This window comes from Anaeromyxobacter sp. SG64 (assembly GCF_022690745.1).
Classification (GTDB): domain Bacteria; phylum Myxococcota; class Myxococcia; order Myxococcales; family Anaeromyxobacteraceae; genus Anaeromyxobacter; species Anaeromyxobacter soli.
Window position 1 is genome coordinate 12,113 of sequence record NZ_JALCZB010000045.1, and the last position, 23,865, is coordinate 35,977.

At 74.6% G+C, this 23,865-nt stretch carries 23 protein-coding genes; 15 read left to right on the forward strand and 8 right to left on the reverse strand.

Features of this window, described 5'->3' with window-relative positions:
• Positions 1–12: 12 nt before the first annotated feature.
• On the reverse strand, positions 13–732 hold the full coding sequence (locus MNZ29_RS14285) for a hypothetical protein (RefSeq protein ID WP_242333532.1): 720 nt from the start codon (positions 730–732) through the stop codon (positions 13–15).
• Positions 733–893: 161 nt separating this feature from the next.
• Here MNZ29_RS14285 and MNZ29_RS14290 point away from each other — a divergent pair, with 161 nt between their 5' ends.
• The 3 genes from MNZ29_RS14290 to MNZ29_RS14300 all read left to right on the forward strand — a co-directional run bounded on the left by MNZ29_RS14290 (position 894) and on the right by MNZ29_RS14300 (position 4,765).
• On the forward strand, positions 894–1,568 hold the full coding sequence (locus MNZ29_RS14290; protein ID WP_242333529.1) for a YceI family protein: 675 nt from the start codon (positions 894–896) through the stop codon (positions 1,566–1,568).
• A 114-nt stretch (positions 1,569–1,682) separates the two neighbouring features.
• Positions 1,683–3,041, forward strand: a complete 1,359-nt coding sequence (locus tag MNZ29_RS14295; RefSeq protein ID WP_242333526.1) for an NAD(P)/FAD-dependent oxidoreductase — start codon at positions 1,683–1,685, stop codon at positions 3,039–3,041.
• A gap of 98 nt (positions 3,042–3,139) precedes the next feature.
• On the forward strand, positions 3,140–4,765 hold the full coding sequence (locus tag MNZ29_RS14300) for an SDR family NAD(P)-dependent oxidoreductase (RefSeq protein WP_242333523.1): 1,626 nt from the start codon (positions 3,140–3,142) through the stop codon (positions 4,763–4,765).
• 97 nt (positions 4,766–4,862) lie between these two features.
• Here MNZ29_RS14300 and MNZ29_RS14305 read toward each other — a convergent pair whose 3' ends face one another.
• Positions 4,863–5,579 carry a hypothetical protein gene (locus tag MNZ29_RS14305; RefSeq protein WP_242333520.1) on the reverse strand — a complete coding sequence of 239 codons (717 nt, stop codon included), beginning with the start codon at positions 5,577–5,579 and terminating at the stop codon, positions 4,863–4,865.
• Between the two features lie 177 nt (positions 5,580–5,756).
• On the opposite strand from MNZ29_RS14305, the gene pabB reads away from it, so the two are divergent.
• Complete coding sequence (gene pabB, locus MNZ29_RS14310) at positions 5,757–7,484, forward strand: aminodeoxychorismate synthase component I (RefSeq protein ID WP_242333517.1); 1,728 nt, start codon at positions 5,757–5,759, stop codon at positions 7,482–7,484.
• Between the two features lie 34 nt (positions 7,485–7,518).
• Here pabB and MNZ29_RS14315 read toward each other — a convergent pair whose 3' ends face one another.
• Positions 7,519–7,899: a DUF309 domain-containing protein gene (locus MNZ29_RS14315; RefSeq protein ID WP_242333514.1), complete on the reverse strand. Its 381-nt coding sequence runs from the start codon at positions 7,897–7,899 to the stop codon at positions 7,519–7,521.
• Positions 7,900–7,996: 97 nt separating this feature from the next.
• On the opposite strand from MNZ29_RS14315, the gene MNZ29_RS14320 reads away from it, so the two are divergent.
• The 6 genes from MNZ29_RS14320 to MNZ29_RS14345 all read left to right on the forward strand — a co-directional run bounded on the left by MNZ29_RS14320 (position 7,997) and on the right by MNZ29_RS14345 (position 13,828).
• Entirely contained in the window at positions 7,997–8,953 is a 957-nt protein-coding gene (locus tag MNZ29_RS14320; protein ID WP_242333511.1) for a YeiH family protein, read from the forward strand.
• Positions 8,954–9,011: 58 nt separating this feature from the next.
• Positions 9,012–10,649: an ABC-F family ATP-binding cassette domain-containing protein gene (locus MNZ29_RS14325; RefSeq protein WP_242333509.1), complete on the forward strand. Its 1,638-nt coding sequence runs from the start codon at positions 9,012–9,014 to the stop codon at positions 10,647–10,649.
• A 117-nt stretch (positions 10,650–10,766) separates the two neighbouring features.
• A complete protein-coding gene (locus MNZ29_RS14330) occupies positions 10,767–11,546 on the forward strand; it encodes a phosphatidylinositol 4-kinase (RefSeq protein ID WP_242333508.1) in 780 nt (259 codons plus the stop codon).
• Complete coding sequence (locus MNZ29_RS14335) at positions 11,524–11,928, forward strand: DUF3037 domain-containing protein (RefSeq protein ID WP_242333506.1); 405 nt, start codon at positions 11,524–11,526, stop codon at positions 11,926–11,928. The genes MNZ29_RS14330 and MNZ29_RS14335 overlap by 23 nt, the downstream gene beginning before the upstream one ends.
• Positions 11,925–13,181 (forward strand): MFS transporter, encoded by a 1,257-nt coding sequence (locus tag MNZ29_RS14340; protein ID WP_242333504.1) that lies wholly within the window; start codon positions 11,925–11,927, stop codon positions 13,179–13,181. Before MNZ29_RS14335 ends, MNZ29_RS14340 begins: the two co-directional genes overlap by 4 nt.
• A gap of 143 nt (positions 13,182–13,324) precedes the next feature.
• Positions 13,325–13,828 (forward strand): SRPBCC family protein, encoded by a 504-nt coding sequence (locus MNZ29_RS14345; protein ID WP_242333502.1) that lies wholly within the window; start codon positions 13,325–13,327, stop codon positions 13,826–13,828.
• 52 nt (positions 13,829–13,880) lie between these two features.
• Here MNZ29_RS14345 and MNZ29_RS14350 read toward each other — a convergent pair whose 3' ends face one another.
• The 4 genes from MNZ29_RS14350 to MNZ29_RS14365 all read right to left on the reverse strand — a co-directional run bounded on the left by MNZ29_RS14350 (position 13,881) and on the right by MNZ29_RS14365 (position 17,883).
• On the reverse strand, positions 13,881–14,291 hold the full coding sequence (locus MNZ29_RS14350) for a cupin domain-containing protein (protein WP_242333500.1): 411 nt from the start codon (positions 14,289–14,291) through the stop codon (positions 13,881–13,883).
• A 344-nt stretch (positions 14,292–14,635) separates the two neighbouring features.
• Positions 14,636–15,247 (reverse strand): YitT family protein, encoded by a 612-nt coding sequence (locus tag MNZ29_RS14355; RefSeq protein WP_242333498.1) that lies wholly within the window; start codon positions 15,245–15,247, stop codon positions 14,636–14,638.
• Positions 15,248–15,301: 54 nt separating this feature from the next.
• Entirely contained in the window at positions 15,302–16,672 is a 1,371-nt protein-coding gene (locus MNZ29_RS14360; RefSeq protein ID WP_242333496.1) for a metallophosphoesterase, read from the reverse strand.
• Between the two features lie 230 nt (positions 16,673–16,902).
• Positions 16,903–17,883 (reverse strand): NADP-dependent phosphogluconate dehydrogenase, encoded by a 981-nt coding sequence (locus MNZ29_RS14365; protein ID WP_242333494.1) that lies wholly within the window; start codon positions 17,881–17,883, stop codon positions 16,903–16,905.
• Positions 17,884–18,116: 233 nt separating this feature from the next.
• On the opposite strand from MNZ29_RS14365, the gene MNZ29_RS14370 reads away from it, so the two are divergent.
• A complete protein-coding gene (locus MNZ29_RS14370; protein ID WP_242333492.1) occupies positions 18,117–18,578 on the forward strand; it encodes a hypothetical protein in 462 nt (153 codons plus the stop codon).
• Positions 18,578–19,090 (forward strand): hemerythrin domain-containing protein, encoded by a 513-nt coding sequence (locus tag MNZ29_RS14375; RefSeq protein WP_242333490.1) that lies wholly within the window; start codon positions 18,578–18,580, stop codon positions 19,088–19,090. The genes MNZ29_RS14370 and MNZ29_RS14375 overlap by 1 nt, the downstream gene beginning before the upstream one ends.
• A gap of 52 nt (positions 19,091–19,142) precedes the next feature.
• Here MNZ29_RS14375 and MNZ29_RS14380 read toward each other — a convergent pair whose 3' ends face one another.
• Positions 19,143–20,045 carry a LysR family transcriptional regulator gene (locus MNZ29_RS14380; protein ID WP_242333488.1) on the reverse strand — a complete coding sequence of 301 codons (903 nt, stop codon included), beginning with the start codon at positions 20,043–20,045 and terminating at the stop codon, positions 19,143–19,145.
• Between the two features lie 119 nt (positions 20,046–20,164).
• Here MNZ29_RS14380 and MNZ29_RS14385 point away from each other — a divergent pair, with 119 nt between their 5' ends.
• The 3 genes from MNZ29_RS14385 to MNZ29_RS14395 all read left to right on the forward strand — a co-directional run bounded on the left by MNZ29_RS14385 (position 20,165) and on the right by MNZ29_RS14395 (position 23,833).
• A complete protein-coding gene (locus tag MNZ29_RS14385) occupies positions 20,165–20,716 on the forward strand; it encodes a YceI family protein (protein WP_242355639.1) in 552 nt (183 codons plus the stop codon).
• A 121-nt stretch (positions 20,717–20,837) separates the two neighbouring features.
• Entirely contained in the window at positions 20,838–22,541 is a 1,704-nt protein-coding gene (locus MNZ29_RS14390) for a class I adenylate-forming enzyme family protein (RefSeq protein ID WP_242333485.1), read from the forward strand.
• A gap of 92 nt (positions 22,542–22,633) precedes the next feature.
• Positions 22,634–23,833 (forward strand): hypothetical protein, encoded by a 1,200-nt coding sequence (locus MNZ29_RS14395; protein WP_242333483.1) that lies wholly within the window; start codon positions 22,634–22,636, stop codon positions 23,831–23,833.
• Positions 23,834–23,865: the final 32 nt, after the last annotated feature.

A 23,865-nucleotide genomic window follows, 5' to 3' on the forward strand; every position in this document is an offset into this window, starting at 1 on the left:
GTGGCCCGCCGGTCACTGCTCGAGCGCGAGCGTCGCGAGGTAGGCGGCGGCCGTGAGGTAGCCCAGCCCGACGTGGATGGTGCGCGTGTTCTTCGGGAACCGATCGCCGGGCGCGGTGTTGCGCACCCCGATCACCTGGGGAAACGCCGAGACGAGGCCGAGGATCGGCTGCAGGGTGATCCCGCCGAGGTGGACGTAGGTGAGCGCGCGATGCCACGGCCGGGCCGCCGGCCTGACGTGGCCCACCGGGCCGGGGACCGAGAGCGCGAGCACGCCGTTCGCGGTGTAGAGCGTCGCGGAGAGGACGCCGCTCGTGCCGTGGAGGGTCGACAGCCCGCGATCGCAGCCGTACGTGCCGAGGACGGGGTGGCCGGTCTGGCAGCGCCCGTCCCCGAACGCCGTGGGCTGGTTGATTGCGGCCAGCGTCCCGAGGGTGCTCGTCGCGAGGAGCGCGCCGGCGGTGCTCCACTTGAGGGCGCGCTCCCAGCGGCGAAGGCTCCTCACGCGGGCGTCGTCCGGCGGCGCGAGCTCGCCGGCATCCTGGTGCGCTCGCTCGCCTTCGCCGAGCCCGGGACGGTGGAGCGCGAGGTCGCCGGGTGCGCTCGCGGTCACCCCGGCGGGCGCGAGGAGCTCGAGGTGGAGCGCCGCCTGCACCGTCCGAGCGGGAGCGGGGGCCGTGGAGAGGCTCCCCGCCGTCGCGCAGACCACCGACATCACCAGCGCGTGGAACATGTCGTCCTCCTCGCCGCGTCACCTGCCGGCATGCTGTGTATCCACGTTCGGTCCCGGTCGCGAGGTCTCGCCCGGAGCGGCCCCGTCGCCGGCCCGTCGAAGGATCGTGCGCCCGCGCGCTCACCCTTTGAAAGGGATCCTCCCGTGACGAGGAGCTGCCCGTGAGGTTCCTCTCGCTCGCGCTCGCGGTCGGTCTCGCGGCGGTCGCTCCGGCGGCGTCGGCGGGGGAGTGGGAAGCGCTCCCGCCGAGCGGCCACATCGTCGTGCACGTCCAGAAGAAGGGCCTCTTCTCCGGCTTCGCCCACGACCACGCGTTCGAGGTCACGGAGTGGCGCGCGAGCGCGGTCATCCCCGACGGAGACCCGGCGTCCACCTCGGTCGAGGTCATCCTCTCGGCCGGCTCGCTGCACGACCGGCAGCCGCGCCTGTCCGAGGGCGACCGCCGGAAGGTGGACGCGCAGGCGAGCGGGCCGGACGTCCTCGACGCCGAGCATCACCCGCGGATCGAGTTCCGATCGCAGCGCCTCGAGCTCGAGCGCGGCTCGACCGACGGGGCGCACCTCCGCGGCACGCTGCACGGCACGCTCGCGCTCCGCGGCCGGAGCGCGCCCGCCGACGTCGACTTCGAGGCGGAGCGGGGCGCGGACGCCTGGAGCGTCCGCGGGAACGCGCACGTGAAGCAGACGGCGTTCGGGATCAAGCCGTTCAGCGGGTTCGGCGGGACCGTCGGCGTCAAGGACGAGCTCGTCGTCGAGATCGCCCTCTCGCTGCACCGGGCCGGTCCCCGGGGGGCGTCCGCGAAGCCGCGCCCGGGCGCCGCGGCAAGAGAGCCGTAGCGCCCAGGCGCGATAGTGGAGTAAAGCAGTCCCCTTCACGCCGGCCCGCGAATTGGCCGGCTCGCGAGCTCTGGGCGCGCGGCGAAACGCCGCAGCGCCGGGCGAGGAGCGGCGGTGGAAGGGCAGCAGGTCGAGTCTCGAGCGCCACGGGTCGTCATCGTCGGGGGCGGTTTCGCCGGGATCTACGCGGCGCGGGGGCTCGCGCGCGCGCCGGTGCAGGTGACGCTCGTGGACCGGCGCAACCACCACCTCTTCCAGCCGCTGCTCTACCAGGTGGCGACCGCGGCCCTGAACCCCGGCGACATCGCCGAGCCGATCCGGCACGTCCTGTCGCGGCAGCGGAACGCGCGCGTGCTGCTCGCGGAGGCGGCGGCGATCGAGCCGGACGCGAGGCGGCTGCGGCTCGTGAACGGCCTCGCGCTCGACTACGACTACCTCGTCGTGGCGGCCGGCGCGACGCACTCCTACTTCGGCCACGACGAGTGGGCCCGGTTCGCGCCGGGGCTGAAGACGCTGGAGGACGCGGAGGAGATCCGCCGCCGCGTGCTCACCGCCTTCGAGCGCGCGGAGGCGGACCCGGACCGCCAGCGCCGCGAGGCGCTCCTAACCTTCGTCGTCGTCGGCGGCGGCCCCACCGGCGTCGAGCTCGCGGGCGCGCTCGCGGAGATCGCCCGCTTCACGATCCCGCGCGACTTCCGGACGGTGTCCACCGAGCGTGCGCGCGTGATCCTGGTCGAGGGCACCGAGCGCATCCTCCCGGCGCTGCCGCCGGAGCTCTCGGCGGCGGCGCAGCGCGAGCTCGAGCGGCTCGGGGTGCACGTCTGGACGGGCAAGCGCGTCACCGGCGTGGACCCGCGCGGCGTGCAGATCGGAGAGGAGCGCGTGGCCGCCCGCACCGTGCTCTGGGCCGCCGGCGTCGCCGGTGCACCGCTGGCGCGAACGCTGGGGGTGCCGCTCGACGGCGCGGGGCGCGTCGTCGTGAACCCCGACCTGACGGTCCCGGGGCACGAGGAGATCTACGTCGTCGGCGACCTCGCGGCGGCGCGGAAGAAGGACGGCACGCCGATCCCCGGCGTCGCGCCGGCCGCGATCCAGCAGGGCAAGCACGCCGCGAGGAACCTCCGCGCGACGCTCGCGGGGAAGCCGCGCCGGCCGTTCGCCTACTTCGACAAGGGCGTCATGGCCACGGTCGGGCGCGGGCGCGCCGTGGCCGGGTTCTGGAGGTTCCGCCTGACCGGGGTCCTCGCCTGGTTCGCCTGGCTCTTCATCCACATCTGGTTCCTCATCGACTTCCGGAACCGGGTGGCGGTCATGTTCCAGTGGATCTGGCACTACCTGACCTTCAAGCGCGGCACGCGCCTCATCCTGGAGACGCCGGAGGAGGAGCGGTTCCGGGCCGTCGCGGGGGTGGCGCCGCCGGACGTGGACGCCTGGCCGCCCAACGAGAGCGATCCGGAACGGCCGGACACCTAGGCGGCCGTCGTGGCGGCGCGCGGCCTGGCGACCGCACGCCCCGCGACCCGAGCCCAGCGCTTTGGATGGGAGGCCCTCGCGGGTTAGAACCCGGCCCCATGTCGGATCGGAGAGAAGAGGGCGGGCGGCCCCTCACCGGCGAGGACCTCGCGATCGCGCTGAGGGTCCTCGCGCGCGTCGCCGCCGACCGGACGGTGCTCGCGGAGCTCGACGCCGAGACCCGGACGACGCTGCAGAAGCTCGCGGGCGAGGTGGCGCGGCCGGACCTCAAGCAGCGGAAGAAGCTCCAGCGGGCGCTCCTGCGGAACGAGCGGGTGGAGCGCAGGGCGCGCGACGAGGCGCTGCGCAGGGGGACCGGCATCCAGCAGCTGCGGGCAGCGCCGGTGTTCGAGACGCCGCTCCCCGAGCTCCCGCCCGCGGGCGCCGACGCCTCGGGCTGGTGGCCGCGGCTCCCGGGCGCCGAGGAGGCGGGGGCGGTCCGCCCGGCCGCCGGGGCGCCCGCGGACGCCGGCGAGGGCGACGGCCCGGAGCTCTCCGAGCCGCGCAAGTGCTACGTCTGCAAGGCGCCGTATCACCGGCTCCACCCGTTCTACGACCAGCTGTGCCGCGCCTGCGGCGACGAGAACCTCGCGCGGCGCACGGCGACGGTGGACCTGCGCGGGCGGGTCGCCCTCGTCACCGGCGCGCGCGTGAAGATCGGCTACCAGGCCGCCATCCTCCTGCTGCGCGCCGGCTGCAGCGTGGTCGCCTGCACGCGCTTCCCGCGGGACGCCGCCGCGCGCTACGCGCGCGAGCCGGACTTCGAGGCCTGGAGGGATCGGCTCACGATCCACGGCGTCGACCTCCGCCACACCCCGAGCGTCGAGCTGCTCTGCCAGCGGCTGGACGCGACCCTCCCGCGGCTCGACTTCCAGCTCCACAACGCCTGCCAGACCGTGCGCCGCCCGCCGGGCTTCTATGCGCACCTCCTCGAGCGCGAGGAGGCCCCGCTCGCGGCGCTGCCCGAGGGCGAGCGCGCGCTGCTGCGCGAGCACGAGGCGCTCAAGGCGGCGCTCGCGGATCACCGCCGGGCGGCGGGGGTGACGCGGCCGGCGCTCCTCTCGCAGGCGCCCGGCGACGAAGGCCCGCTGCTCTCCGGCAAGAGCGCGCTCGAGCTCTTCCCGCGCGGGGTCCTCGACCAGGATCTCCAGCAGGTCGATCTCCGCAGCCACAACTCCTGGCGGCTCACGCTGCACGAGGTCCCCACGCTCGAGCTGCTCGAGGTGCTGCTCGTGAACGCGACCGCGCCGTTCGTGATGACCGCGCGGCTGAAGGCCCTCATGCTCCGCGCGCGCGCGGCGCCGCCCGAGACCGCGACGAGCGGCGACCCGGCGAAGCACGTCGTGCTCGTGTCGGCGATGGAGGGGCAGTTCTACCGCGAGCACAAGACCGACAAGCACCCCCACACGAACATGGCCAAGGCCGCGCTCAACATGATCGTGCGCACGAGCGCGGGCGACTACGCGCGGGACGGCATCCACCTCAACGCGGTCGACACGGGGTGGGTGACGGACGAGGACCCCGCCCACCTCGCCGCGCGCAAGGTCGAGGAGCACGCCTTCTCGCCGCCGCTCGACATCGTCGACGGGGCGGCCCGGATCGTGGCGCCCATCTTCGACGGCTTCCGCACCGGCCGGCACGAGGCCGGCCTGTTCTTCAAGGACTATCGCCCGACGCCGTGGTGACGGGGGACGATGCCCCACGCGAGCTCGGCGCAGCGGCGAGGTCCGCTCGTGGCTCGGCAGCTCGCCACGAGCGGACGTCCGATCGGGGCTCGCGTGCTCAACGCGTCGGCGCGGGCGGCGTCGTGCCGCTGCCCGTGCCCCCGGTGCCCGTCTGGCTCGCGGGCGGCGACGCGCCGGGCGCCGCCGGGTTGCCGGTCACGACCTGCACGAGCACGGCGGTCGGCTGGGTGCCGGTCATCTCGTACGCGACGCGCGCATCTTCACCCGGGGTGATCTGAGCCGCGGAGGCCTGCTGGCCGTCGATCTGGACGCGCGTCCGGTTCGTGATCTGGAAGGTCATCGGGTCGCCGCCGGGCGGCTGCACCACGACCTGGTTGGCGGTCGCCTGCTTCACCTGGCCACCCAGGATCTGCTCACCGCGGCTCACGAGCCGCTGCTGCTGGGAGAGCTGCCGTGAGGCCTCCTGCTGCGCCTGCTGCGCCTGCTGCGTCGACTGCTGGATCGCGAGGTTCGCCTCCCGCTGCGCCTGCTCGGCCTTCATCGTCTCCTGCTGGGCACGCTGCTGCGCCTCGTTCAGCCTGCGCTGCGCTTCCCTCACGTCCGCCTGCGCGGTCGCGGCGCGCTTCTGCTGGTCGGTGGCCTTCTCCTGCGCCTTCTGCGCCGCGCTCAGCGCCTCCTTCGACTGGCGCTGCGACTCCGAGACCCGCTCCGCAGCCGGGTTCTCACCCTTCGCCTGGCGGCCGGTCGCGCACCCGCTCGCCGCCACTGCCAGGAGTGCCGCGCCCGGCAGCGCATACCTCTTCCACGTTTTCATGGCTCCCCCCTCGTCCTATCCCCAACCTGGGGCCGCGACGCAGGGTCCGCAATCCGAGTGGCGCGGCGCCGCCGGGGGCGATGGCGATGCCGCTCCGCGTCATGGCATGTTCACCGATCGCCGAGGCGGCGCGAGGAACTGCGAACGGCGGAGGTCGCCGCCGCTAGGATGGCGGGGGTGCGTAGCGCCCGCCTCGATCTCGCCCCGTTCGGCCGCCTCGACTTCGGAGAACCCGCGCGCGTGATCGCGACCGACGACGTCCGGCGCGTCCGCGCCGCGCTCGTCGAGGTGGAGGCGGAGGCGCGGCGCGGCCGCTGGGCGGCGGGGTTCGTGTCGTACGAGGCGGCGCCCGGCCTCGATCCCGCGATCGCGGTGCGCCGCGGCTCCGGCCCCCTCGTCTGGTTCGGGATCCACGACGCGCCCGCGACCGCAGCGGCTCCTTCCGCGGCGGAGGTCGCGGCGGCCCGCGTGGATGACCTCGCGCCGGAGGTCACGCGCGCGCAGCACGTCGCGGACGTGGAGGCCGTGCGCGCCGCGCTCGGCCGCGGCGACGCCTACCAGGTGAACCTCACCTTCCGGATGCGGGGCCGGTTCACGGGCGATCCCTTCGCGCTGTACGAGCGCCTCCGCCGCGCCCAGGGAGGCGGCTTCACTGGCTGTCTCGTCGTGGACGGGCGGGCGATCCTCTCCGCCTCGCCGGAGCTGTTCTTCTATCGGCAGGGGGATCGGGTGGAGGTCCGGCCGATGAAGGGGACCGCCCGGCGCGGGCGCGACCTCGCCGAGGACGAGCGGGCCGCCGCCGCGCTCGCGGCCTCGCCGAAGGAGCGCGCCGAGAACGTCATGATCGTGGATCTGCTCCGGAACGATCTCGGCCGGGTGGCGCGGGTCGGCTCGGTGCGGGTGGGGGAGCTCTTCACGGTCGAGCGCTACCCCACCGTGCTGCAGCTCACCTCGACCGTCGAGGCTCGGCTTCGACCCTCGGCCGGCCTCGCCGAGCTGTTCGCCGCGCTGTTCCCGTGCGGCTCGGTGACCGGCGCGCCCAAGATCGCCGCCACGAAGCTCATCGCGGACCTGGAGCGGAGCCCGCGCGGCCCGTACTGCGGCGCCGTCGGCGTGGTCGCGCCGGGCGGCGACGCGGTGTTCGACGTCGCCATCCGCACGCTGGACCTCGACCTCGAGTCCGGCGCCGCGACGTACGGCGTCGGCGGCGGGATCACCTGGGGCTCGGACCCGGAGCGCGAGTGGGACGAGGCGATGGCGAAGGCGGCGGTGCTCTCGGAGCCCGCGGACGACCTCCAGCTCCTCGAGACGCTCCGGCTCTTCGGCGGCGCGTACGCGCGCCTCGAGCGGCACCTCGCCCGGCTCGCGGGCTCGGCGCGCTACCTCGGCATCCCGCTGGAGCTCGCGGCGGTGCGAGCGGCGCTCGAGGCGGAGGCGTCGCGCGCGCCGGCGGAGGGGGCACGAATTCGCCTCCTCGTGGGGCTCGACGGCCGCCCCCGCACCGAGGCGGCGCCGCTGCCGCCGCCCGCGCAGGCCCCGCTCCCCGTGACGCTGGCGCGCGCCCCGGTGGATCGCGCCGATCGGCTCCTCTTCCACAAGACGACCCGGCGCGAGGTGTACGCGTCCCGCCGCGCCGAGCGGCCGGAGGCGTTCGACGTGATCCTGCAGAACGCGGAGGGCGAGCTGACCGAGCTCACCATCGGAAACCTGGTCGTCGAGGTCGGCGGCGAGCGGCTCACGCCGCCCGTCGACGCCGGGCTCCTCGCCGGGACCATGCGCGCCGAGCTCCTCGAGCGCGGCGAGGTGCGCGAGGCGGTGCTCCGCCCCGAGGACCTCGCCCGCGCCGCGCGGCTGTGGCTCGTGAACTCGGTGCGCGGATGGGTGCCGATCCGGTACGTGCCGTGACGGCGTCCCGAGCCCCTGCGCCGGGCACCGAGCTTCACCGCAGCCTGGGGACCCGCATTCGCGGCTGCTCCCCTCCCTCGGCCCACCGCCTCGCGGCGGCTCGCCAGCGCTCCACCTCGACCACGAACGTGGAGAGCGCGAGCCCGCCCACCCCGCCGCTCGCCTCGAGCTTCCCGAGCCCGGCGCCGAGGAGCCGCACCATCCCCGCCGGCCGGCCCTGCACGAGGCCCTTGTGGAAGCCCGCGGCGATCTGGATGAGCCCCTGGAGCGCGAGCCTCGGCGCCCCGGCCTCGTCGCGCCACGCGTCCTCCCACACCTCGTGCGCGTCGAAGAACCGCCCATCGTCGAAGAGGCGCACGCCCGCGTCGAGCGCGGCGCGCGTGTCCGCGGAGAGCGTGTCCGGAGGCCGTGCCATCCTCCTCGTCTAGCGCGCGCTTCGCGGCGGCGCGACGCGGTGGCGCCGAGGTTTTTCGCTCCCGTCCAGGTGCGGATCGGAGGTATGGCTGCGCGCCATGACCGACGACGCGAGTCGCCCGGGGCTCGGGCACGCGCTCCTCCTCGCCGGCGCCGCGTGGGCCGCCCTCGCCGCCTCGTCCGCCGGCGCGCTCCTCGCGGGCGCGGCGATCGCGCTCGCGGTCGGGAACCCCGCCCAGGCGCTCACGCACCGCCTCTCGAAGAAGCTGCTGCCGCTCGCGGTCGTCGGGCTCGGCTTCGGGATGGACCTCGGCGCCGTCGCCCGGGCCGGGGCGCGCGGCTTCGGGTACACCGTGGTCACCATCGCCGCCGCCTTCGCGCTCGGCACGCTCATGGTCCGGGCGCTCCGGGTGCGCGGCAAGACCGGCCTCCTCATCACGGTCGGCACGGCGATCTGCGGCGGCAGCGCGATCGCCGCCGCGGCGCCGGCCATCCAGGCGGACGACCGCGAGGTCACGGTCGCGCTCGGGACGGTGTTCCTCCTGAACGCGGTGGCCCTCGTGGTCGCGCCGCCGCTCGGGCACGCCGCGGGGCTCGCCGAGGCGCCCTTCGGCGTCTGGGCGGCGCTCGCCATCCACGACACGAGCTCGGTGGTCGGCGCCGCCCTGCAGTACGGGCCGCGCGCGCTGGAGGTGGCCACGGCGGTGAAGCTCGCGCGCGCCCTCTGGATCCTCCCCGTCACGGTCGGCCTCGCGGCGCTGGAGCGGCGCGCGGGGCGGGCGGCGGCGGGCCGCGCTTCCTTCCCCGGGTTCATCGCGGGCTTCGTCGTCGCCGCGGCGATCGCGACGTTCGTCCCCGCCGCCGCCCCCGTGGCGGGCGCCCTGGCGCTCGCCGCCCGGCGGGCGCTCGTCCTCACGCTCTTCCTCGTCGGCGCGAACCTCTCGCGCGAGGCGCTCCGCGAGGTCGGGGCGCGCCCGCTCGCGCACGGGGTCCTCCTGTGGCTCGCCATGGGAGGCGCCACGCTCCTCGCCGTGCGGGAGGGCTGGATCTCCTGACGCGCCCGCGCCCGGGCGGGTTGAAGCGGGGCCCGCGGCGTGCGAAAACGCCCGTCCCGTGATCCGCTTCGACGGCATCTCCAAGCAGCACGGCCGGCAGCTCCTCTTCGTCGAGGCGTCGGCCGTCCTCCACCGCGGCGAGAAGATCGGCCTCGTCGGGCCGAACGGCGCCGGGAAGTCCACCCTGTTCCGGCTCGTGACCCGCGAGGAGGAGCCGGACGAGGGCAACGTCTCGATCGACCGCGGCGTCACCGTGGGCCACTTCTCCCAGGACGTGGGGGAGATGTCCGGGCGGAGCGCCGTCGAGGAGACGATGGACGGCGCCGGCCCGGTGTCGGCGGTCGCGGCCGAGCTGCACGCGCTCGAGCACGCCCTCGCCGATCCCGCCCGCGCCGACGAGCTGGAGGAGCTCGTCGAGCGGTTCGGGAACGTGCAGGCCCGCTTCGACGAGCTCGGCGGCTACGCGCTCGAGGCGCGCGCGCGGGAGATCCTGGGCGGCCTCGGCTTCACGCCGGAGATGATGGACGGCGACGTCGGGGCGCTCTCCGGCGGCTGGAAGATGCGCGTCGCCCTCGCGCGCATCCTCCTCATGCGGCCCGACGCGATGCTCCTCGACGAGCCCTCGAACCACCTCGACCTCGAGTCGATCATCTGGCTCGAGGAGTTCCTCCAGGCCTACGACGGCGCGATCCTCATGACCTCCCACGATCGGGAGTTCATGAACCGGGTCGTCTCCAAGATCGTCGAGATCGACGGCGGCGAGCTCACCACGTACTCCGGCAACTACGACCTCTACGAGCGCGAGCGCGCCATCGCGGACGCGCACCAGCAGGCGCAGTTCGACCGCCAGCAGGCGATGCTCAAGAAGGAGCTCGCGTTCATCGAGCGGTTCAAGGCGCGGGCGTCCCACGCGGCGCAGGTGCAGTCGCGCGTGAAGAAGCTCGACAAGATCGAGAAGGTCGAGCCGCCGCGCGTCCGCAAGACCGTCGACTTCGAGTTCCGCGCCGCGCCCCGCTCCGGCGAGGACGTGGCGAAGCTCGCCGGGGTCGTCAAGCGGTACGGGGCGCGCGTCGTCCACGGCGGCCTCGACTTCCTCGTGCGCCGCGGCGAGCGCTGGTGCGTGCTCGGCGCGAACGGCGCGGGCAAGTCGACCCTGCTCAAGATGGTCGCCGGCGAGACGGCGCCGGACGCGGGCACCGTCGCGGTGGGCGGGAGCGTGAAGATGGGCTACTTCGCCCAGCACGCGATGGAGCTGCTCGCCCCCCACCGGACGGTCTGGGAGACGCTCCAGGACGCCTTCCCGCGCGCCTCGATAGGCTCCCTGCGCACGCTCGCGGGCTGCTTCGGCTTCTCCGGCGACGAGATCGAGAAGCGCTGCAAGGTGCTCTCCGGCGGCGAGAAGGCGCGGCTCGTCCTCGCGAAGCTCCTCTACGATCCGCCGAACTTCCTCGTGCTCGACGAGCCCACGAACCACCTCGACGTCTCGACCAAGGAGATGCTGGTGCGGGCGCTCGCGGGGTACGAGGGGACGATGCTGCTCGTGTCCCACGACCGGCGCTTCCTCTCCGCGCTCACGAACCGCGTCCTGGAGCTCACGGCCGAGGGCCCGATCGCCTACGGCGGCGGCTACGGGGAGTACGTGGCGCGCACCGGCCGCGAGGGGCCGGGGCTCCGGCACCTCGGGGCGGCGCGCTAATCGAGGCGCGGGCCCCGCGGCCGCCCCGCGCGAGCCGCCCGCGGCGCGGGAGTCCTGCCCGGAGGCCGCGGGCGCGGCGTGATCGCGGGCGCGTCGCCGGCGCGGTAACCTGTCCGGATGAGGACCGTCACCGCGACCCGCTACGTCACCGCGCTGCGCGAGGGCGGCTCGCTGCCGGCCATCGTCGAGGGCGACGACGACGGCCTGTACGTCGCGAAGTTCCGGGGCGCGGGGCAGGGGCCGAAGGCGCTCGTCGCGGAGGTGATCGCCGGCGAGCTCGCCCGCGCGGCGGGCCTGCCGGTCCCCGAGCTCGTCCGGCTCGAGGTCGGCGCGGAGCTCGGGCGCAACGAGCCGGACGGGGAGATCCGCGATCTCCTCAAGGCGAGCGTCGGGGCGAACGTCGGCCTCGACTACCTGCCGGGCAGCGCCACCTTCGATCCGGTGGCCGGGCCGCCGCCCTCCGCCGCGGAGGCCTCGGAGATCGTGTTCTTCGACGCGCTCGTGACGAACGTCGACCGCACGGCGCGGAACTCGAACCTGCTCTGCTGGCACCGGCGGCTCTGGCTCATCGACCACGGCGCGTCCCTCTACTTCCACCACGCCTGGCCGGACGCGCCGGACCCCGCGCTCACCCCGTTTCGCGCGGTGAAGGACCACGTGCTCCTGCAGTGGGCGGCCGAGCTCCCCGCCGCCGGCGCGCGCCTCGCCGCGCGGCTCGAGGGCGGGGCCGTCGCGCGCGCGGTGGGCGAGGTGCCGGACGCGTGGCTCGAGGGCGAGCCGCGCTTCGCCTCGGTCGCGGAGCACCGCGCGGCGTACGTGCGGCTCCTCGAGCGCCGCCTCGCGGCGGCGCCGCTCTTCGTGGAGGAGGCCGAACGTGCCCGCGCACTGCTCGTTTGACTACGCCGTCGTCCGCGTCGTCCCGCGCGTCGAGCGCGAGGAGTTCCTGAACGCGGGCGTCATCCTCTTCTGCCTCGAGCGGGACTTCCTGGCCGCGCGCGTGGAGCTCGATCGGGAGCGCCTCCGCGCGCTCTTCCCCGGGGTGGACCTGCCGCTCGTCGAGGAGCACCTCGCCGCGCTCTCGCGCGTCGCGGCGGGCGGGGAGGGGAGCGGGCCCATCGGCCGGCTCTCGCTCCGGGAGCGCTTCCACTGGCTCGTCGCGCCGCGCAGCACCGTCATCCAGGTCGGGCCGGTGCACTCCGGCGTGTGCGAGGACCCGGCGCGGGCGCTCGAGAAGCTCCTCGAGCGCATGGTGCGGCAGCCCCGGGCCCCTGCGCCATGACGCCCGGGCCCGCGCCCCTCCGCGACGTCCCGGTCCTCTTCGCGTCGCGTGCCCTGAGGCTCTTCGCGTACGGGCTCGTCTCGGTGGTGCTCGTGCTCCACCTCTCCGCGGCGGGCTACGGCGAGCGGCGGATCGGGGCGCTCCTCACGCTCACGCTCCTCGGCGACACCGCGCTCTCGCTCGTGATCACCACCCACGCCGACCGCTGGGGGCGGAGGCGCATGCTCCTCGCCGGCGCGGCCCTCATGGCGCTCGCGGGCGCCGCCTTCGCCGCCACGACCTCGTTCGCGCTCCTCCTCCTCGCGGCCACCGTCGGGGTGATCAGCCCCTCGGGGAACGAGGTCGGCCCGTTCCTCGCCGTCGAGCAGGCGGCGCTCTCGCAGGAGCTCCCCGCGGAGCGGCGGACCGCCGCGTTCGCCTGGTACCAGCTCGCGGGATCCGCGGCGACGGCCCTCGGCGCGCTCGCCGGCGGCGGCCTCGCCGGCGCGCTCCAGTCGCGCGGCGTCGCGCCGCTCGCGAGCTACCGCGCCGTGATGGCGGGCTACGGCGCGGCGGGGCTCGCGCTCGCGGCGGTGTTCACGCGGCTGTCGCCCGCGGTGGAGGCGCCCTCGGCGCCGGCCGCCTCCCGCCGCTCGCGCCTCGGCCTGCACCGCTCGCGGGGCACGATCCTCCGCCTCTCCGCGCTGTTCTCCGTCGACGCCTTCGCCGGCGGGCTCGTGGTGCAGAGCTTCGTCGCCTGGTGGTTCCACGCGCGCTTCGGCGTGGGGCCGGCGAGGCTCGGCGCGATCTTCTTCGGCGCGAACGTGCTCGCCGGGATCTCGGCGCTGTCGGCCGCGTGGATCGCCCGCCGCGTGGGGCTCGTGAACACGATGGTGGCGACGCACCTGCCCTCGAACGTGCTCCTCGTGCTCGTCCCGCTCATGCCGACGCTGCCGCTCGCGATCGCGGTGCTCCTCGTGCGGTTCTCCATCTCGCAGATGGACGTGCCGACGCGCCAGTCCTACACGATGGCGGTCGTCGACCCCGACGAGCGCTCGGCGGCGGCCGGGGTGACCGGCATCGCCCGGACGGTCGGCGCGGCCCTCGCGCCGCTCGCCGCCGGACCGCTCTACGCGATCGCGGCGCTCTCGTCCGTTCCGTTCTTCCTGTCGGGCGGCCTCAAGATCCTCTACGACCTCGCGCTGTGGCGCAGCTTCCGCAACGTGGTGCCGGACGAGGAGCGCGCAGGGAGCGCGCGGTCTGCGGAGCGCTGACGCGGCCGCGCGCGCGACTCACGCGCCGCCGCCTCCCCCGCGCGCCCGTACCCGCGATTGCTCCCGCCGAGAAGGCGAGCAGCGGGGGGTGGAGTGGCTACGTTCACCGCCCGGACCGAAGTCGGGTTGGGTGGGGGTGTGTCATGGAAAGGATCGAGAAGAAGATCCTCGTCGAGGTGGAGGCAGCGCGGGTGTTCGACTACCTGCACGATCCGAGGAACCTGCTCGAGATCTGGCCGAGCCTGGTCGAGGTCACGAACGTCCAGCTCAAGGAGGGCGGCGGGGCGGACTGGGACTGGACCTACAAGATGGCTGGCCTGCGCTTTCACGGACGGTCGGAGACCGTCGAGGCGGTGCGGCCCCGCCGCTTCGTGACGAAGAACGAGAAGGGGATCCCGAGCACGTTCACCTGGACCCTCGAGCAGCGCGACGCCGGGACGGAGGTGGTCCTGAAGATCCAGTACGAGCTCCCGCTGCCGCTGCTCGGGCACGTCGCGGAGCTGTTCCTCCGCCATTCCAACGAGCGCGAGGCCGAGACGCTGCTCGAGAACCTGAAGGAGCGGCTCGAGTCCGCGGGGGCGTCCCCGAGGGCGCCAGAGATGGCTCCGCCCTCGAGGCAGCCGCCGCCGACGTTGCCGCACGCCTAGCGCGCTCGAGCGGAGGCGCCGGCCTCCCGGCGCCTCGCCCGAGCGGAAGCGCTCAGTGATGGGCGGGGGCCTGGGACTCCGCGCCGGGCTGGGCTCGGGTGGTCCGGCCTTCCGCGTAGTGCTCCATGCCGGCGAAGTCGATGATGACGCACGCCTCGTCGCCGACCGTCCAGGCGTCGTGGCCGGGCGGGATGACGGCGTAGTCGCCGGCCCCGATCTCCGCCTCCTCGCCGTCGTCCATCACGAGGTGCATCCGGCCCGAGACGACGTAGCCGGAGTGTGCGGCCTGGCAGCTCCGGGTGCCCGCGAGCGGCTTCACGTGCGTGGACCAGCGCCAGCCCGGCTCGAACACGCCCCTTCCCACCACCCCGTCGCCGAACTTCAGGATCTCCGCGTGCCCGTTGCCCTTGAACGGACGGGTCTCGTCCGGAGACGAGAACCGCTTGATCGAGATGCGCGCCATCGCGATGTCCTCCCATCCGGCCGACGCGGCCGGGGAAGAGACGGTGCTCCGAGACCTTGTCGCATTCAACGGCCGGCGGCGGTCGTTCGGGTTCGCTCGAAATGTCCGAGCGGGCGGGACACGCCGCTCGCGCATGGCGGCTCCGGCCCGGCCTTCTAGCGCCCGGGGGGCTGTCCGATCGCGAGCTCCGCGGACGCAGAGACAGGCTCACCGTCCGGCACGACGCCCGGCCGCCAGGCGCGGCCCTCCAGCGCGTGCCGGAGCTCGAGCGCCTGCCCGGGTTAGGGCCGGGGTGAGGAACTGCCCGACGGTACGGCGCGCCCTGCGAGCCGCGTCGGGAGGGGTCAGGTCCCGAGGTAGCGGCCCGGCCGGTGGTTCACCGCCAGGACCAGGTTGAGCGCGACCGCGCCGACGACCGACAGGGCGATGGTGGAGAGCGGCGCGACGAACAGCGACGCGAGCACGACCAGGGCGTCGACGACCATCTGGAACGCGCCCGCGCGGACGCCGTGCCGCTCCTGCAGGTGGATGGAGAGGATGTTGAGCCCGCCGAGGCAGGCGTGGTGGCGGAAGAGCACGAGGAGCCCCACGCCCACGAGGACCCCGCCCATCACCGCGCCGTAGAGCGGGTGCAGCCGGTCGAGGTGGAGCACCGCCGGCAGGTGATCGGTCGCGAGGGACACGAGCGCGATCGCGACGAACGTCTTCACCGTGAACCGCCACCCCATCCGCCGGACGCCGAGCCAGAAGAACGGCAGGTTGAGCGCGACGAAGAGCTGGCCGAAGGAGAAGGGCGTCACCCGGGCGAGCAGGAGGGCGACGCCGGCGGTGCCGCCCGTCAGGAGCTTCGCCTGCGCGAGGAAGCCGTAGCCGAGCGCGACGAGCGCCGAGGCGGTCAGGATGGCCTGGGCGTCGTCGAACGCGCTGTGGCTCTCCGCCGGGAGGACGGTGTCCATGAGGCGCGGCAGATTAGCGGAACGGCCCGGCGCTGTCGCGCCGGGAGCGCCCGCTCACGGCCGGCGGGCGCGGGCGCCGCGGCGCGTCCACGCGAGCACCGCGCCGACGATCCCGAGGGCGAGCGCGCCGCCGGGGCCCGAGCCGCAGCCGCCGCCTCCGCCCGCTCCCTTGGGGCCGGCGACCGACTGCTCCGGGACGGGGGGCGGCGTCGTCGTGTCGCCGGGAGCCGGCGGCGTGAGCGGGTCGGCGCTCGGCGGCGGGACGTCCTTCACGATCTGGAACTTGTCGAGGAGCGAGCCGTCCGGCCGGACCGACTCCACGAGGAGCGTCCCGCCGTCGAGCGTAAGGATGAGGTGCTGGTACTCCGTCGCGCGGAACGCCGTCCACTCCGCCGCCGGGAGGACGGACTCGTACAGGTAGTCGCTGCCGCCACCGGCGGTCAGGTACACGGGGGCGCCCGGGTGGTCGTAGTCCTTCTTCACGACCGCACCCTGCCGCGCCGGCCAGGTGCGCTCGTAGAGGTGGTTATGGGCCTGGAGGACGAGGTCCACCCCGTACTTCTCGAACGGGCCGAGGAGCGCCCGCGGGATCTCCGGGAAGACGCCGTACTTGCCCGTGGCGAGCGCGGGCCGATGCATCGTGACGAGCTTCCAGGGCGCCTTCGACGCCGCGAGGTCCGCCTCGAGCCAGGCGACCATCGTCGCCGTGTCGCAGCCCATCTGGCTCGCGTCCATCGGGACGATGCAGTTCGTGTCGAGCGCGGCGACGTGGAGGTCGCCCCAGTCGAACGAGTAGTAGCGCTCGCCCTGCGGTCCCTGCGGCAGCTCGACCGAGTCGAGGTACGGCTGCGCGAACGGCGTCCGGTACTCGTGGTCGCCGACGCCCGTCCACATCGTCGCGGACCGCATCAGGTCCTTCCACACGCCGAAGAACGTCGTGTCCCACTCGCCGGCCGCACCGTCGGGGTACGAGTTGTCACCCATGGTGAGCACCGCCTCGACGCCGCGGAGCTCCATGCGCGCGACGTTCGCGCGCGCGTTCGGGCCGGCCGAGCCGGTGTCCGCGGTCGCCCCGATCACCGCGTGGCGCGCGGCCTCGGTGCCGGGCACGGCGGGCGTCCGCACGGAGCCGTCGCCGGCGGGCGCGCCGTCCAGCGTCACGTGGAACGGGATGGTCGCCGCGGCCGGGAGGCCGGAGAGGCGCAGCAGGTGGTGCGTGCCGTCGCTCTTCGCCTGGGCGGTGCCGCCGCCGGGGAGGTCCGCGACCGCCTCGACGTGCGCCGCCGCGTCGGTCGAGACGACCACGATCGTGGACGTGGGCGTGGTCTGCTGCAGGAAGGGCCCGCGCACGATGCTCGTGGCGAGCGCGAGCTGCGGGAGCGCGAGGGCCGCGGCGAGCGCGGGGAGGCGCGAGGTGAGGCGCACGGACGTCTCCTTCCACGTCCGCATGCGCGGACGCCGGGGCGGGCACGACGGGTTCTTGGTGACCCCGGTTGAACAGCCGGGCGCGCGCGCCACATTCCGTCCGGAGGCCGCCCGGAGGTGCGGACGGGTGCGCGGTTGTGGGTGCGCGCCGCGCGCGGGATCGCCCCGCGAGCTTCACCTCCAGAGCGATCGGCTCCTGCGAGCGCGTCGAGGTGGCGCCACGCGCCTCTCTACCGGGGGCGGTCGTGCTCGTCGCGCCAGGTCCCGCCCACCTGGCCGGTGCGCCGCTCCTCCGCGACGGGGGCGCTCGGCCCGTAGGGGTGGCCGCCGAACCCGTGGCGCATCATCGCGACGGCGCGCGCCCAGCGCTTCTCGCCGTCGCGCGAGGCGAAGAGCTGCAGGACGGCCTGGGCGATGACCGGGATCGGCGCCTCGAGCCGCAGCGCGTCGGCGACGAGCCAGGAGACCTCGCCCGTGTCCTCCACGTACGGCGGCACGGCGTCGAGCCCGCCCTCCGACTCGTACCCGGCGTGCATGAGGTCCATGAGCCAGCCGCGGATGACCGAGCCGTGCCGCCACGCGGAGAGGACGGCGGCGACGTCCAGCCGGTCGTGGTAGCGCTCGAGGAGGTCGACGCCCTCGCCGATCGCCTGCAGCATCCCGAACTCGATGCCGTTGTGGACGAGCTTCACGAAGTGGCCGGCGCCGGGCGGGCCCGCGTGGACGTAGCCGTCCTCGACCGCGAGCGCGCGGAGCAGCGGCTCGACGCGCGCGACCGCCGCGGCCTCACCCCCCGCCATGAAGCAGGCGCCGCGCCGCGCGCCCTCGACCCCGCCGCTCGTGCCGAGATCGACGAGCTCGATCCCCTGGCCCGCGAGCCGGTCGTGGCGACGGATGGAGTCGCCCCAGTACGAGTTTCCGCCGTCCACCACGACGTCCCCCCGGGCGAGGAGCGGCGCGAGCGCGTCGAGGAGCGCGTCCACGGGGGGCCCTGCCGGGACGTACAGGAACACCGCGCGCGGCGGCGCGAGCGCGGCGACGAGCGCGTCGAGCGTTCGTGCCTCCTCCACGCCCGCCGCGAGGAGCTCCGCGCGCAGCCCGTGCGCGTCGAGGCCCACGACCCGGAGCCCGACCTCGCGCGCCTGGAGCGCGAGCCCTCCGCCCATCCTCCCGAGCCCCACCACGCCCAGCTCACCCGCCGCGTAAGCCATCCGGGACCTCCCTCGGCGCGCCGGCCGCACGGGTCCGCGCGCTGGACAAATCGCTCACGTCGCTCCGGGCCACCGTCCCATCGTTGTCCGTCGCTCCCCGGCCGGACACGTCCTTCGCGTGGTCCGCCGCCGCCCCGCGGCTCGCGTTGACTGCGGGCGGCCGCCTGCCTAGAGACCCTCGCACGGCGTGCACGACGTTCGCCCGGTCCGGTGCCGCCCCAGAGGAGCGCCCGATGCCCTACGAACCCGCGGAGATCCTCGAGCGCTACGAGAGCGGCGCCGCCGCCCATCCGAACGGGAAGGCGCTCGCGCCGGACGCGCAGGCCGCCTTCCGCGCGCTGCAGCGCTCGGACGCGGGTCTCCTCGGCTCGGCGCGGACCCGCGACTCCGCGCGGCGCGAGTGGATCGTCGACGCGCACCGGGAGCGCCGCCGCGGCCGGTTCCTCGTGCTCCGCCCGGTCCACGGCGACCTCGAGCCGTTCCGCGCCACGGCGGACGGCTACCGCCCCGACACGCACCTCGCCGTCTCCGCCGAGGACTGGACCCTCCTCGCCCTCTTCGCCGCCGGGCACGCGGGCGACGCCGGCCGCCCAGACGAGGAGCTCTCCGCCGCGGTCTTCCGCGTGGTGGACCGGATGGTGCGCGAGGCCCAGCACCGGCTGCTCATGGGCGCCGCCGAGGACGAGGAGGACTGATGCCGCTCACCCCCGCCACGCCGATCGCCCGGCACCTCACCGACGACCACGCCCGGCTCGACGCGCTGCTCGACCGCGCCGTCCGCTCGGCGGGCGCGCTGGAGCGGACCGCGTTCGACGCCTTCCGCGCCGGGCTGCTCCGCCACATCGCGCTCGAGGAGAAGATCCTGCTGCCCGCGGCCCGGCGGGCGCGCGGCGGCGAGCCGCTCCCCGCCGCGCGCCAGCTCCGCATCGAGCACGGCGCGCTCGCCTCGCTGCTCGTCCCGACCCCGACCGCGGAGCTCGTGACGGAGCTGCGGTCCATCCTCGTGCCGCACGACGCGCGCGAGGAGGAGCCGGGCGGCGTGTACGACCAGTGCGACGCGCTGCTCGCGGCCGAGGCGGAGGAGCTCGTCCAGCGCATGCGGGCCTACCCGCCGGTGCGGGTCGCCCCCTACGCCGACGGGCCGCGCGTCCTGCGCACCGCCGAGGCCGCGCTCCGGCAATCCGCCCTGAGCCACGGGGGAAGGTGATCGGGGCGGCGCTCCGGCCTCGAACCCCGACCGGCGTCGTTCAGCGCCCCGCTCACCCCGCCCCGAGCAGGCCGCTCGGCGCGCCGGCCAGCTCCACCACGAGATCGCGGAAGGCGCTGACCTTCCGCGGGACGTGCTTCGCCGCGGGCGTCACCACGTGGAGCGCGCCGGCGAGGCGCTCGTGGCGCGGGAGGATCCGCACGAGCCGGCCGGCCACCACGTCGGGCTCGGCCACGAAGGAGGGGAGGAGGCCGATCCCCGCGCCGGCGCGGACGGCGTCGCGCGCGAAGAGGAGATCGTCGCAGACGATCCGCGCCCGGCCGCTCGCGTCCGCGGGCTCGCGCGCGCCCCCGATGCGCAGCTTCTCCGCCCCGCCGCGGAACACGACGCGGTCGTGCGCCGCGAGCTCGGCCTCCGCGCGCGGCGAGCCGCGGCGGGCGACGTACAGCGGCGACGCGAAGAGCCGCAGCACGATCGGCGCCACCTTGCGGACGACGAGCGTGGAGTCCTGGAGCCTGGCGCCGACCCGCAGCGCGACGTCGAAGCGCTCGGCGACGAGGTCCACCACGCGTCCGGTGAGGTGCAGGTCCACCGACACCGACGGGTAGCGCGCCGTGTAGCGGGTCACGACCTCCGCGAGGAAGAGGACCCCGAGGTCGACGGGCGCCGTCACGCGGAGGAGGCCCCTCGGCTCCTCCTCCTGGGCCGGCACCTCGCCGAGGGCGGCCTGGACCGAGCGCAAGAGCGGCGCCGCCCGGTCGTAGAGCGCGGTGCCCGCCGTCGTGAGCGCCACCTGGCGGGTGGTGCGGAGCAGGAGCTGCGCCCCGAGCTCCCCCTCGAGCCGCGCGACGCCGCGGCTCACGGACGACTTGGGCAGCCCGAGCTCCTTCGCGGCGGCGGAGAAGCTGCGGCTCCGCGCCACGGCCTCGAAGACGGTGAGGAGGTTGAGATCCATCGTTCCCTCCATGGAACAGACATGTGCCAGCGTCCAGATTGCGCCGGACGAGGAACGATAGCAAGACTGCGGACACGAAGGGCGCGGCAGGCGCGCCCCACGAAAGGACGGAACCGAAAATGGCAGCCACCCCCTGGGACATCGACGTCGGACACTCCGCGGTGCACTTCTCCGTGCGCCACATGGTCATCTCCAAGGTGCACGGCCGGTTCGGCCGCTGGACGGGCACCGTGCAGCTCGACCCGCAGGACCTCGCCCGCTCCTCGGTCGAGGTCACGATCGACCCCGCCTCGATCGACACCGGCGTCGCGGACCGCGACGCGCACCTCCGCTCGCCGGACTTCCTCGACGTCGCAGCGCACCCGGAGATCAGCTTCCGCTCGAGGCGCGTCGAGCAGGCGGGCGGCGCGCTCCGGATCGTGGGCGACCTCTCGCTCCACGGCGTCGTGCGCGAGGTGACGCTCGAGGCCGAGTTCGGGGGCACCGGCAAGGACCCGTGGGGCAACGAGCGCGCGGGCTTCTCGGCGAAGGCGTCGCTCGACCGGCGAGACTACGGGCTCGTCTGGAACGCGGCGCTCGAGACCGGCGGCGTGCTCGTGGGCGAGAAGGTGGAGATCGCGATCGAGCTCGAGGCGGTGCGGAAGACGGCCGGGGCGACGGTCGCGGCGTAGGGGAGCCCGGGCAGGCTCCGGATCGTGCCGCAGCGCTTCATCGTGCGGCGGAGGTGGGGTAGAACCCCGGTCGTTCGACCGGGCCCCGCCTCCCCGCGCGGCTCGCACGAGGAGCCGACTGATGAAGACGCCCGCCCAGGACGCCGACTGCCGCGCTCGCGCCGCCGCGCTTCCCGACAACATCGCCGACTGCGTGACCCTGCACGCGCGCCGGGCCCCCGGCGCGATCGCCCTCGTCGAGCACAACACCGGCGAGACGGTCACGTGGAAGGCGCTCGACACCGCGGTGGACGCGTTCGCGGCGAAGCTCCTCGCGAGCGGCTTTCGCAAGGGCGACGTCCTCGCGACGAGCCTGCCGCTCCTCAAGGAGCACGTCTTCCTCGTCCTCGCCTGCTACCGCATCGGCGTGGTCGCCGCTCCGCTCGACCTGCGCCTCCGCGCGGGCGAGCTGCGCGCCTGCCTCGAGAAGCTCCAGCCGAAGGGTTACTTCTTCGCCGGCGCGCCGGCGCTCCTGCCCGTGCTCCGCGAGGTGGTCGGCGGCTGCGCGAGCGTGCGCCACTGGGTGCAGTTCCAGAAGGAGCCGGACGGGATCCTGCCCGGCGCGACCTGGGTGAAGGACTTCACGAAAGGGATCAAGGCGGGCTACGTCCGCGCGCGGCTCCTCGGCACGGTGCGGCGCGCGCGCCGGAAGGTCGGCCGGCGCGACGGCTGCCTCGTCATCTTCACGACGGGCTCGACGGGCTCCCCGAAGCCCGCGCTCCTGTGCCACGAGAGCATCCTCGTGCAGAACGTCGGGCTCGCGGTCGGCTTCGGCCTGAAGGAGGGCGACCGGCTCCTCGTGAACCTGCCGCCGTCGCACGTCGGCTGCACGACCGAGCTGCTCGGCACGGGGATCTACGCCGGGCTCACCTCGGTGCTCCTGCACGTCTTCGACGCCGAGAAGAGCCTCGAGGCGATCGCCCAGCACCGCGTCACCGTGGTCGGGCAGATCCCGGCACTCTTCAACCTCGAGTGGAACCACCGGCGCTACCGCGAGGTCGACCTCTCGAGCCTGCGCGCCGCCATCTACGGCGGGCAGGGCGTGCCGCGCGCGTTCCTCGACCGGCTCCGCGAGATGGCGGCCGAGATCGGGACCGGGCTCGGGCTCACCGAGACCTCCGGGTTCTGCACGTACACCGCGCTCGGGGCGACCGCCGACGACCTCGCGGAGGGCATCGGGTTCGACTCGCCGCTCTGCCCGCTCACCATCCGCGGCCCCATGAGCGCCGAGGGCGCTGCCGGGCCGGAGCTCCCGCCCGGCGAGATCGGCGAGATCTGCTTCTCCGGCCCGCAGGTGTTCCTCGGCTACCTGAACGATCCGGAGGCGAGCGCGAAGGCCGTCTCGCGAGACGGGGTCTGCTACACGGGAGACCTCGGCGCGTACACGGAGAAGGGGCTCCGGCTCGCCGGGCGCGCCAAGCTGACCATCAAGCCGAAGGGGTTCCAGGTGTTCCCCGGCGACGTGGAGAACCACGTCGTCGGCGCGCTCGGAGGCAGGGCGAGCGCGGCCGCGTGCGTCGGCGTCGAGCACGCCGTCTGGGTGGAGGCCGTCGTGATGTTCGTCGAGCGCGCCGCCGGCGAGGACGTGACGCCCGAGGAGGTCAGCCAGGCCTGCGCGGGCATCGCTTCCTACGCGCGGCCGAGCCACGTCGAGGTGGTGGAGGCGGGGACGCTCCCCCTGAACCGCGTCGCGAAGACCGACTACCTCGCGCTGCGCGAACGGGCGCAGGAGATCGTCGAGGGCCTGCGCAGGCAGGGCAAGTGGGACAAGCGAGCTTCCGCGTGACGGGGCCGGTGCCCGCGCGCGGTGAGCCCACCCCGCCACGGGCCCGCCGGGGGTGGTTCACGGCGGGATGAGGCGGACCGTAGCGTCAGCGGATGGTCCGCATCATCGACAAGCGGCTGAGGCTCGCGTACCCGCTCGGGCATCACCTGCACTGCCTCATCGCGCAGATCCCGAACCACCTCCGCCGGACGCAGGAGGGGTGGCGGATCGCCGATCCCGAGGGGCAGTGGCGGACCATCCGCTCCGTCCTCGACCTCGTGGACGAGGGCCCGGGGAATCTCAAGAAGCTCCACTTCCTCATGCTCCCCGAGAGCTGCGTTCCGATCGAGCGCCTGGACGCCCTGCTCGATCTCGTCGCGGCGCGCTTCCGCCCGAGCACCGTCACGATGTTCGGCCTCGAGCACGTGCGGCTCAGGACCTACCGCGGGCTGCTCGAGCGCTTCAAGGCCGACAACGCGGAGGCGATCCCGCTCGTCGATCGCGACATCGACTCCGGCGACGTGCTCGGCGTGCCGGTGAACGTCGGGTGCGTGGCCGTGAAGGACGCGGAGGGTCGGCTGCGGGTGTTCCTTGAGGCGAAGACCCACCCGTTCCGCGCCGAGGAGTTCCTCGACAAGTACGAGGACCAGTACCGCGGCCGGCACTTCTACCTGTTCCGGAACGAGGCGACGCCCTTCAACTTCATGGTCCTCGTCTGCCTCGACTACGTGTACCGCAACCTGTACGAGTCCAACATTCGCGCGATCATCGACCACGCGAACCAGCTCTTCTTCCGGTCGCGCCAGACGCTCGACGCGCTCTTCGTCGTGCAGAGCAACCCCAAGCCCGAGCACCGCGTCTACCGCGACGTCCTCTCCGGCTTCTACGGCGAGTACCTCGAGGACACCCCCGGCGTGCGCGACACCGTGACCGTGTTCGGCAACTGCTCCGCCGAGAGCGTCATGGGCGAGCGCGATCCGGGCGCCACCCACGGCGTGTCGTCCGTCGTCCTCGGTCCGCACCACCGGCTCGCGCCGGTGCGCAACGAGGAGTTCTCGGTGGACGACTTCGGCGGGGCGCCGGTCTGCCGCCTGCGCTTCGGCACCCCGACGCGGCTCTACTACCTGAACCTGCCGCAGCACCACGAGATCGATCCGCGCTCCTCGCGCATCTCGCTCAAGGTCCACGCCATCTTCCGGCCCGGTTCGGACGGAGAGTGGATCGTGGCGAGGCCCGGGGAGGACGCAGAGCCGGAGGCGCACGCCCGCGGCGAGGCGCCGAGGGGCGCTCCGCTCGCGGTCGAGCACCGGTAGCCGCGCCGGGCCGCCGCCGTCGCGGCGGCCGC

What these genes read in the sequence shown, in the direction of transcription:
- MNZ29_RS14285 (WP_242333532.1), bottom strand. Translation starts at nt 732, where the DNA reads ATGTTCCACGCGCTGGTGATGTCGGTGGTCTGCGCGACGGCGGGGAGC.
- MNZ29_RS14300 (WP_242333523.1), top strand. Translation starts at nt 3,140, where the DNA reads ATGTCGGATCGGAGAGAAGAGGGCGGGCGGCCCCTCACCGGCGAGGAC.
- MNZ29_RS14305 (WP_242333520.1), bottom strand. Translation starts at nt 5,579, where the DNA reads ATGAAAACGTGGAAGAGGTATGCGCTGCCGGGCGCGGCACTCCTGGCA.
- MNZ29_RS14315 (WP_242333514.1), bottom strand. Translation starts at nt 7,899, where the DNA reads ATGGCACGGCCTCCGGACACGCTCTCCGCGGACACGCGCGCCGCGCTC.
- MNZ29_RS14320 (WP_242333511.1), top strand. Translation starts at nt 7,997, where the DNA reads ATGACCGACGACGCGAGTCGCCCGGGGCTCGGGCACGCGCTCCTCCTC.
- MNZ29_RS14330 (WP_242333508.1), top strand. Translation starts at nt 10,767, where the DNA reads ATGAGGACCGTCACCGCGACCCGCTACGTCACCGCGCTGCGCGAGGGC.
- MNZ29_RS14340 (WP_242333504.1), top strand. Translation starts at nt 11,925, where the DNA reads ATGACGCCCGGGCCCGCGCCCCTCCGCGACGTCCCGGTCCTCTTCGCG.
- MNZ29_RS14345 (WP_242333502.1), top strand. Translation starts at nt 13,325, where the DNA reads ATGGAAAGGATCGAGAAGAAGATCCTCGTCGAGGTGGAGGCAGCGCGG.
- MNZ29_RS14350 (WP_242333500.1), bottom strand. Translation starts at nt 14,291, where the DNA reads ATGGCGCGCATCTCGATCAAGCGGTTCTCGTCTCCGGACGAGACCCGT.
- MNZ29_RS14355 (WP_242333498.1), bottom strand. Translation starts at nt 15,247, where the DNA reads ATGGACACCGTCCTCCCGGCGGAGAGCCACAGCGCGTTCGACGACGCC.
- MNZ29_RS14365 (WP_242333494.1), bottom strand. Translation starts at nt 17,883, where the DNA reads ATGGCTTACGCGGCGGGTGAGCTGGGCGTGGTGGGGCTCGGGAGGATG.
- MNZ29_RS14370 (WP_242333492.1), top strand. Translation starts at nt 18,117, where the DNA reads ATGCCCTACGAACCCGCGGAGATCCTCGAGCGCTACGAGAGCGGCGCC.
- MNZ29_RS14375 (WP_242333490.1), top strand. Translation starts at nt 18,578, where the DNA reads ATGCCGCTCACCCCCGCCACGCCGATCGCCCGGCACCTCACCGACGAC.
- MNZ29_RS14380 (WP_242333488.1), bottom strand. Translation starts at nt 20,045, where the DNA reads ATGGATCTCAACCTCCTCACCGTCTTCGAGGCCGTGGCGCGGAGCCGC.
- MNZ29_RS14385 (WP_242355639.1), top strand. Translation starts at nt 20,165, where the DNA reads ATGGCAGCCACCCCCTGGGACATCGACGTCGGACACTCCGCGGTGCAC.
- MNZ29_RS14390 (WP_242333485.1), top strand. Translation starts at nt 20,838, where the DNA reads ATGAAGACGCCCGCCCAGGACGCCGACTGCCGCGCTCGCGCCGCCGCG.
- MNZ29_RS14395 (WP_242333483.1), top strand. Translation starts at nt 22,634, where the DNA reads ATGGTCCGCATCATCGACAAGCGGCTGAGGCTCGCGTACCCGCTCGGG.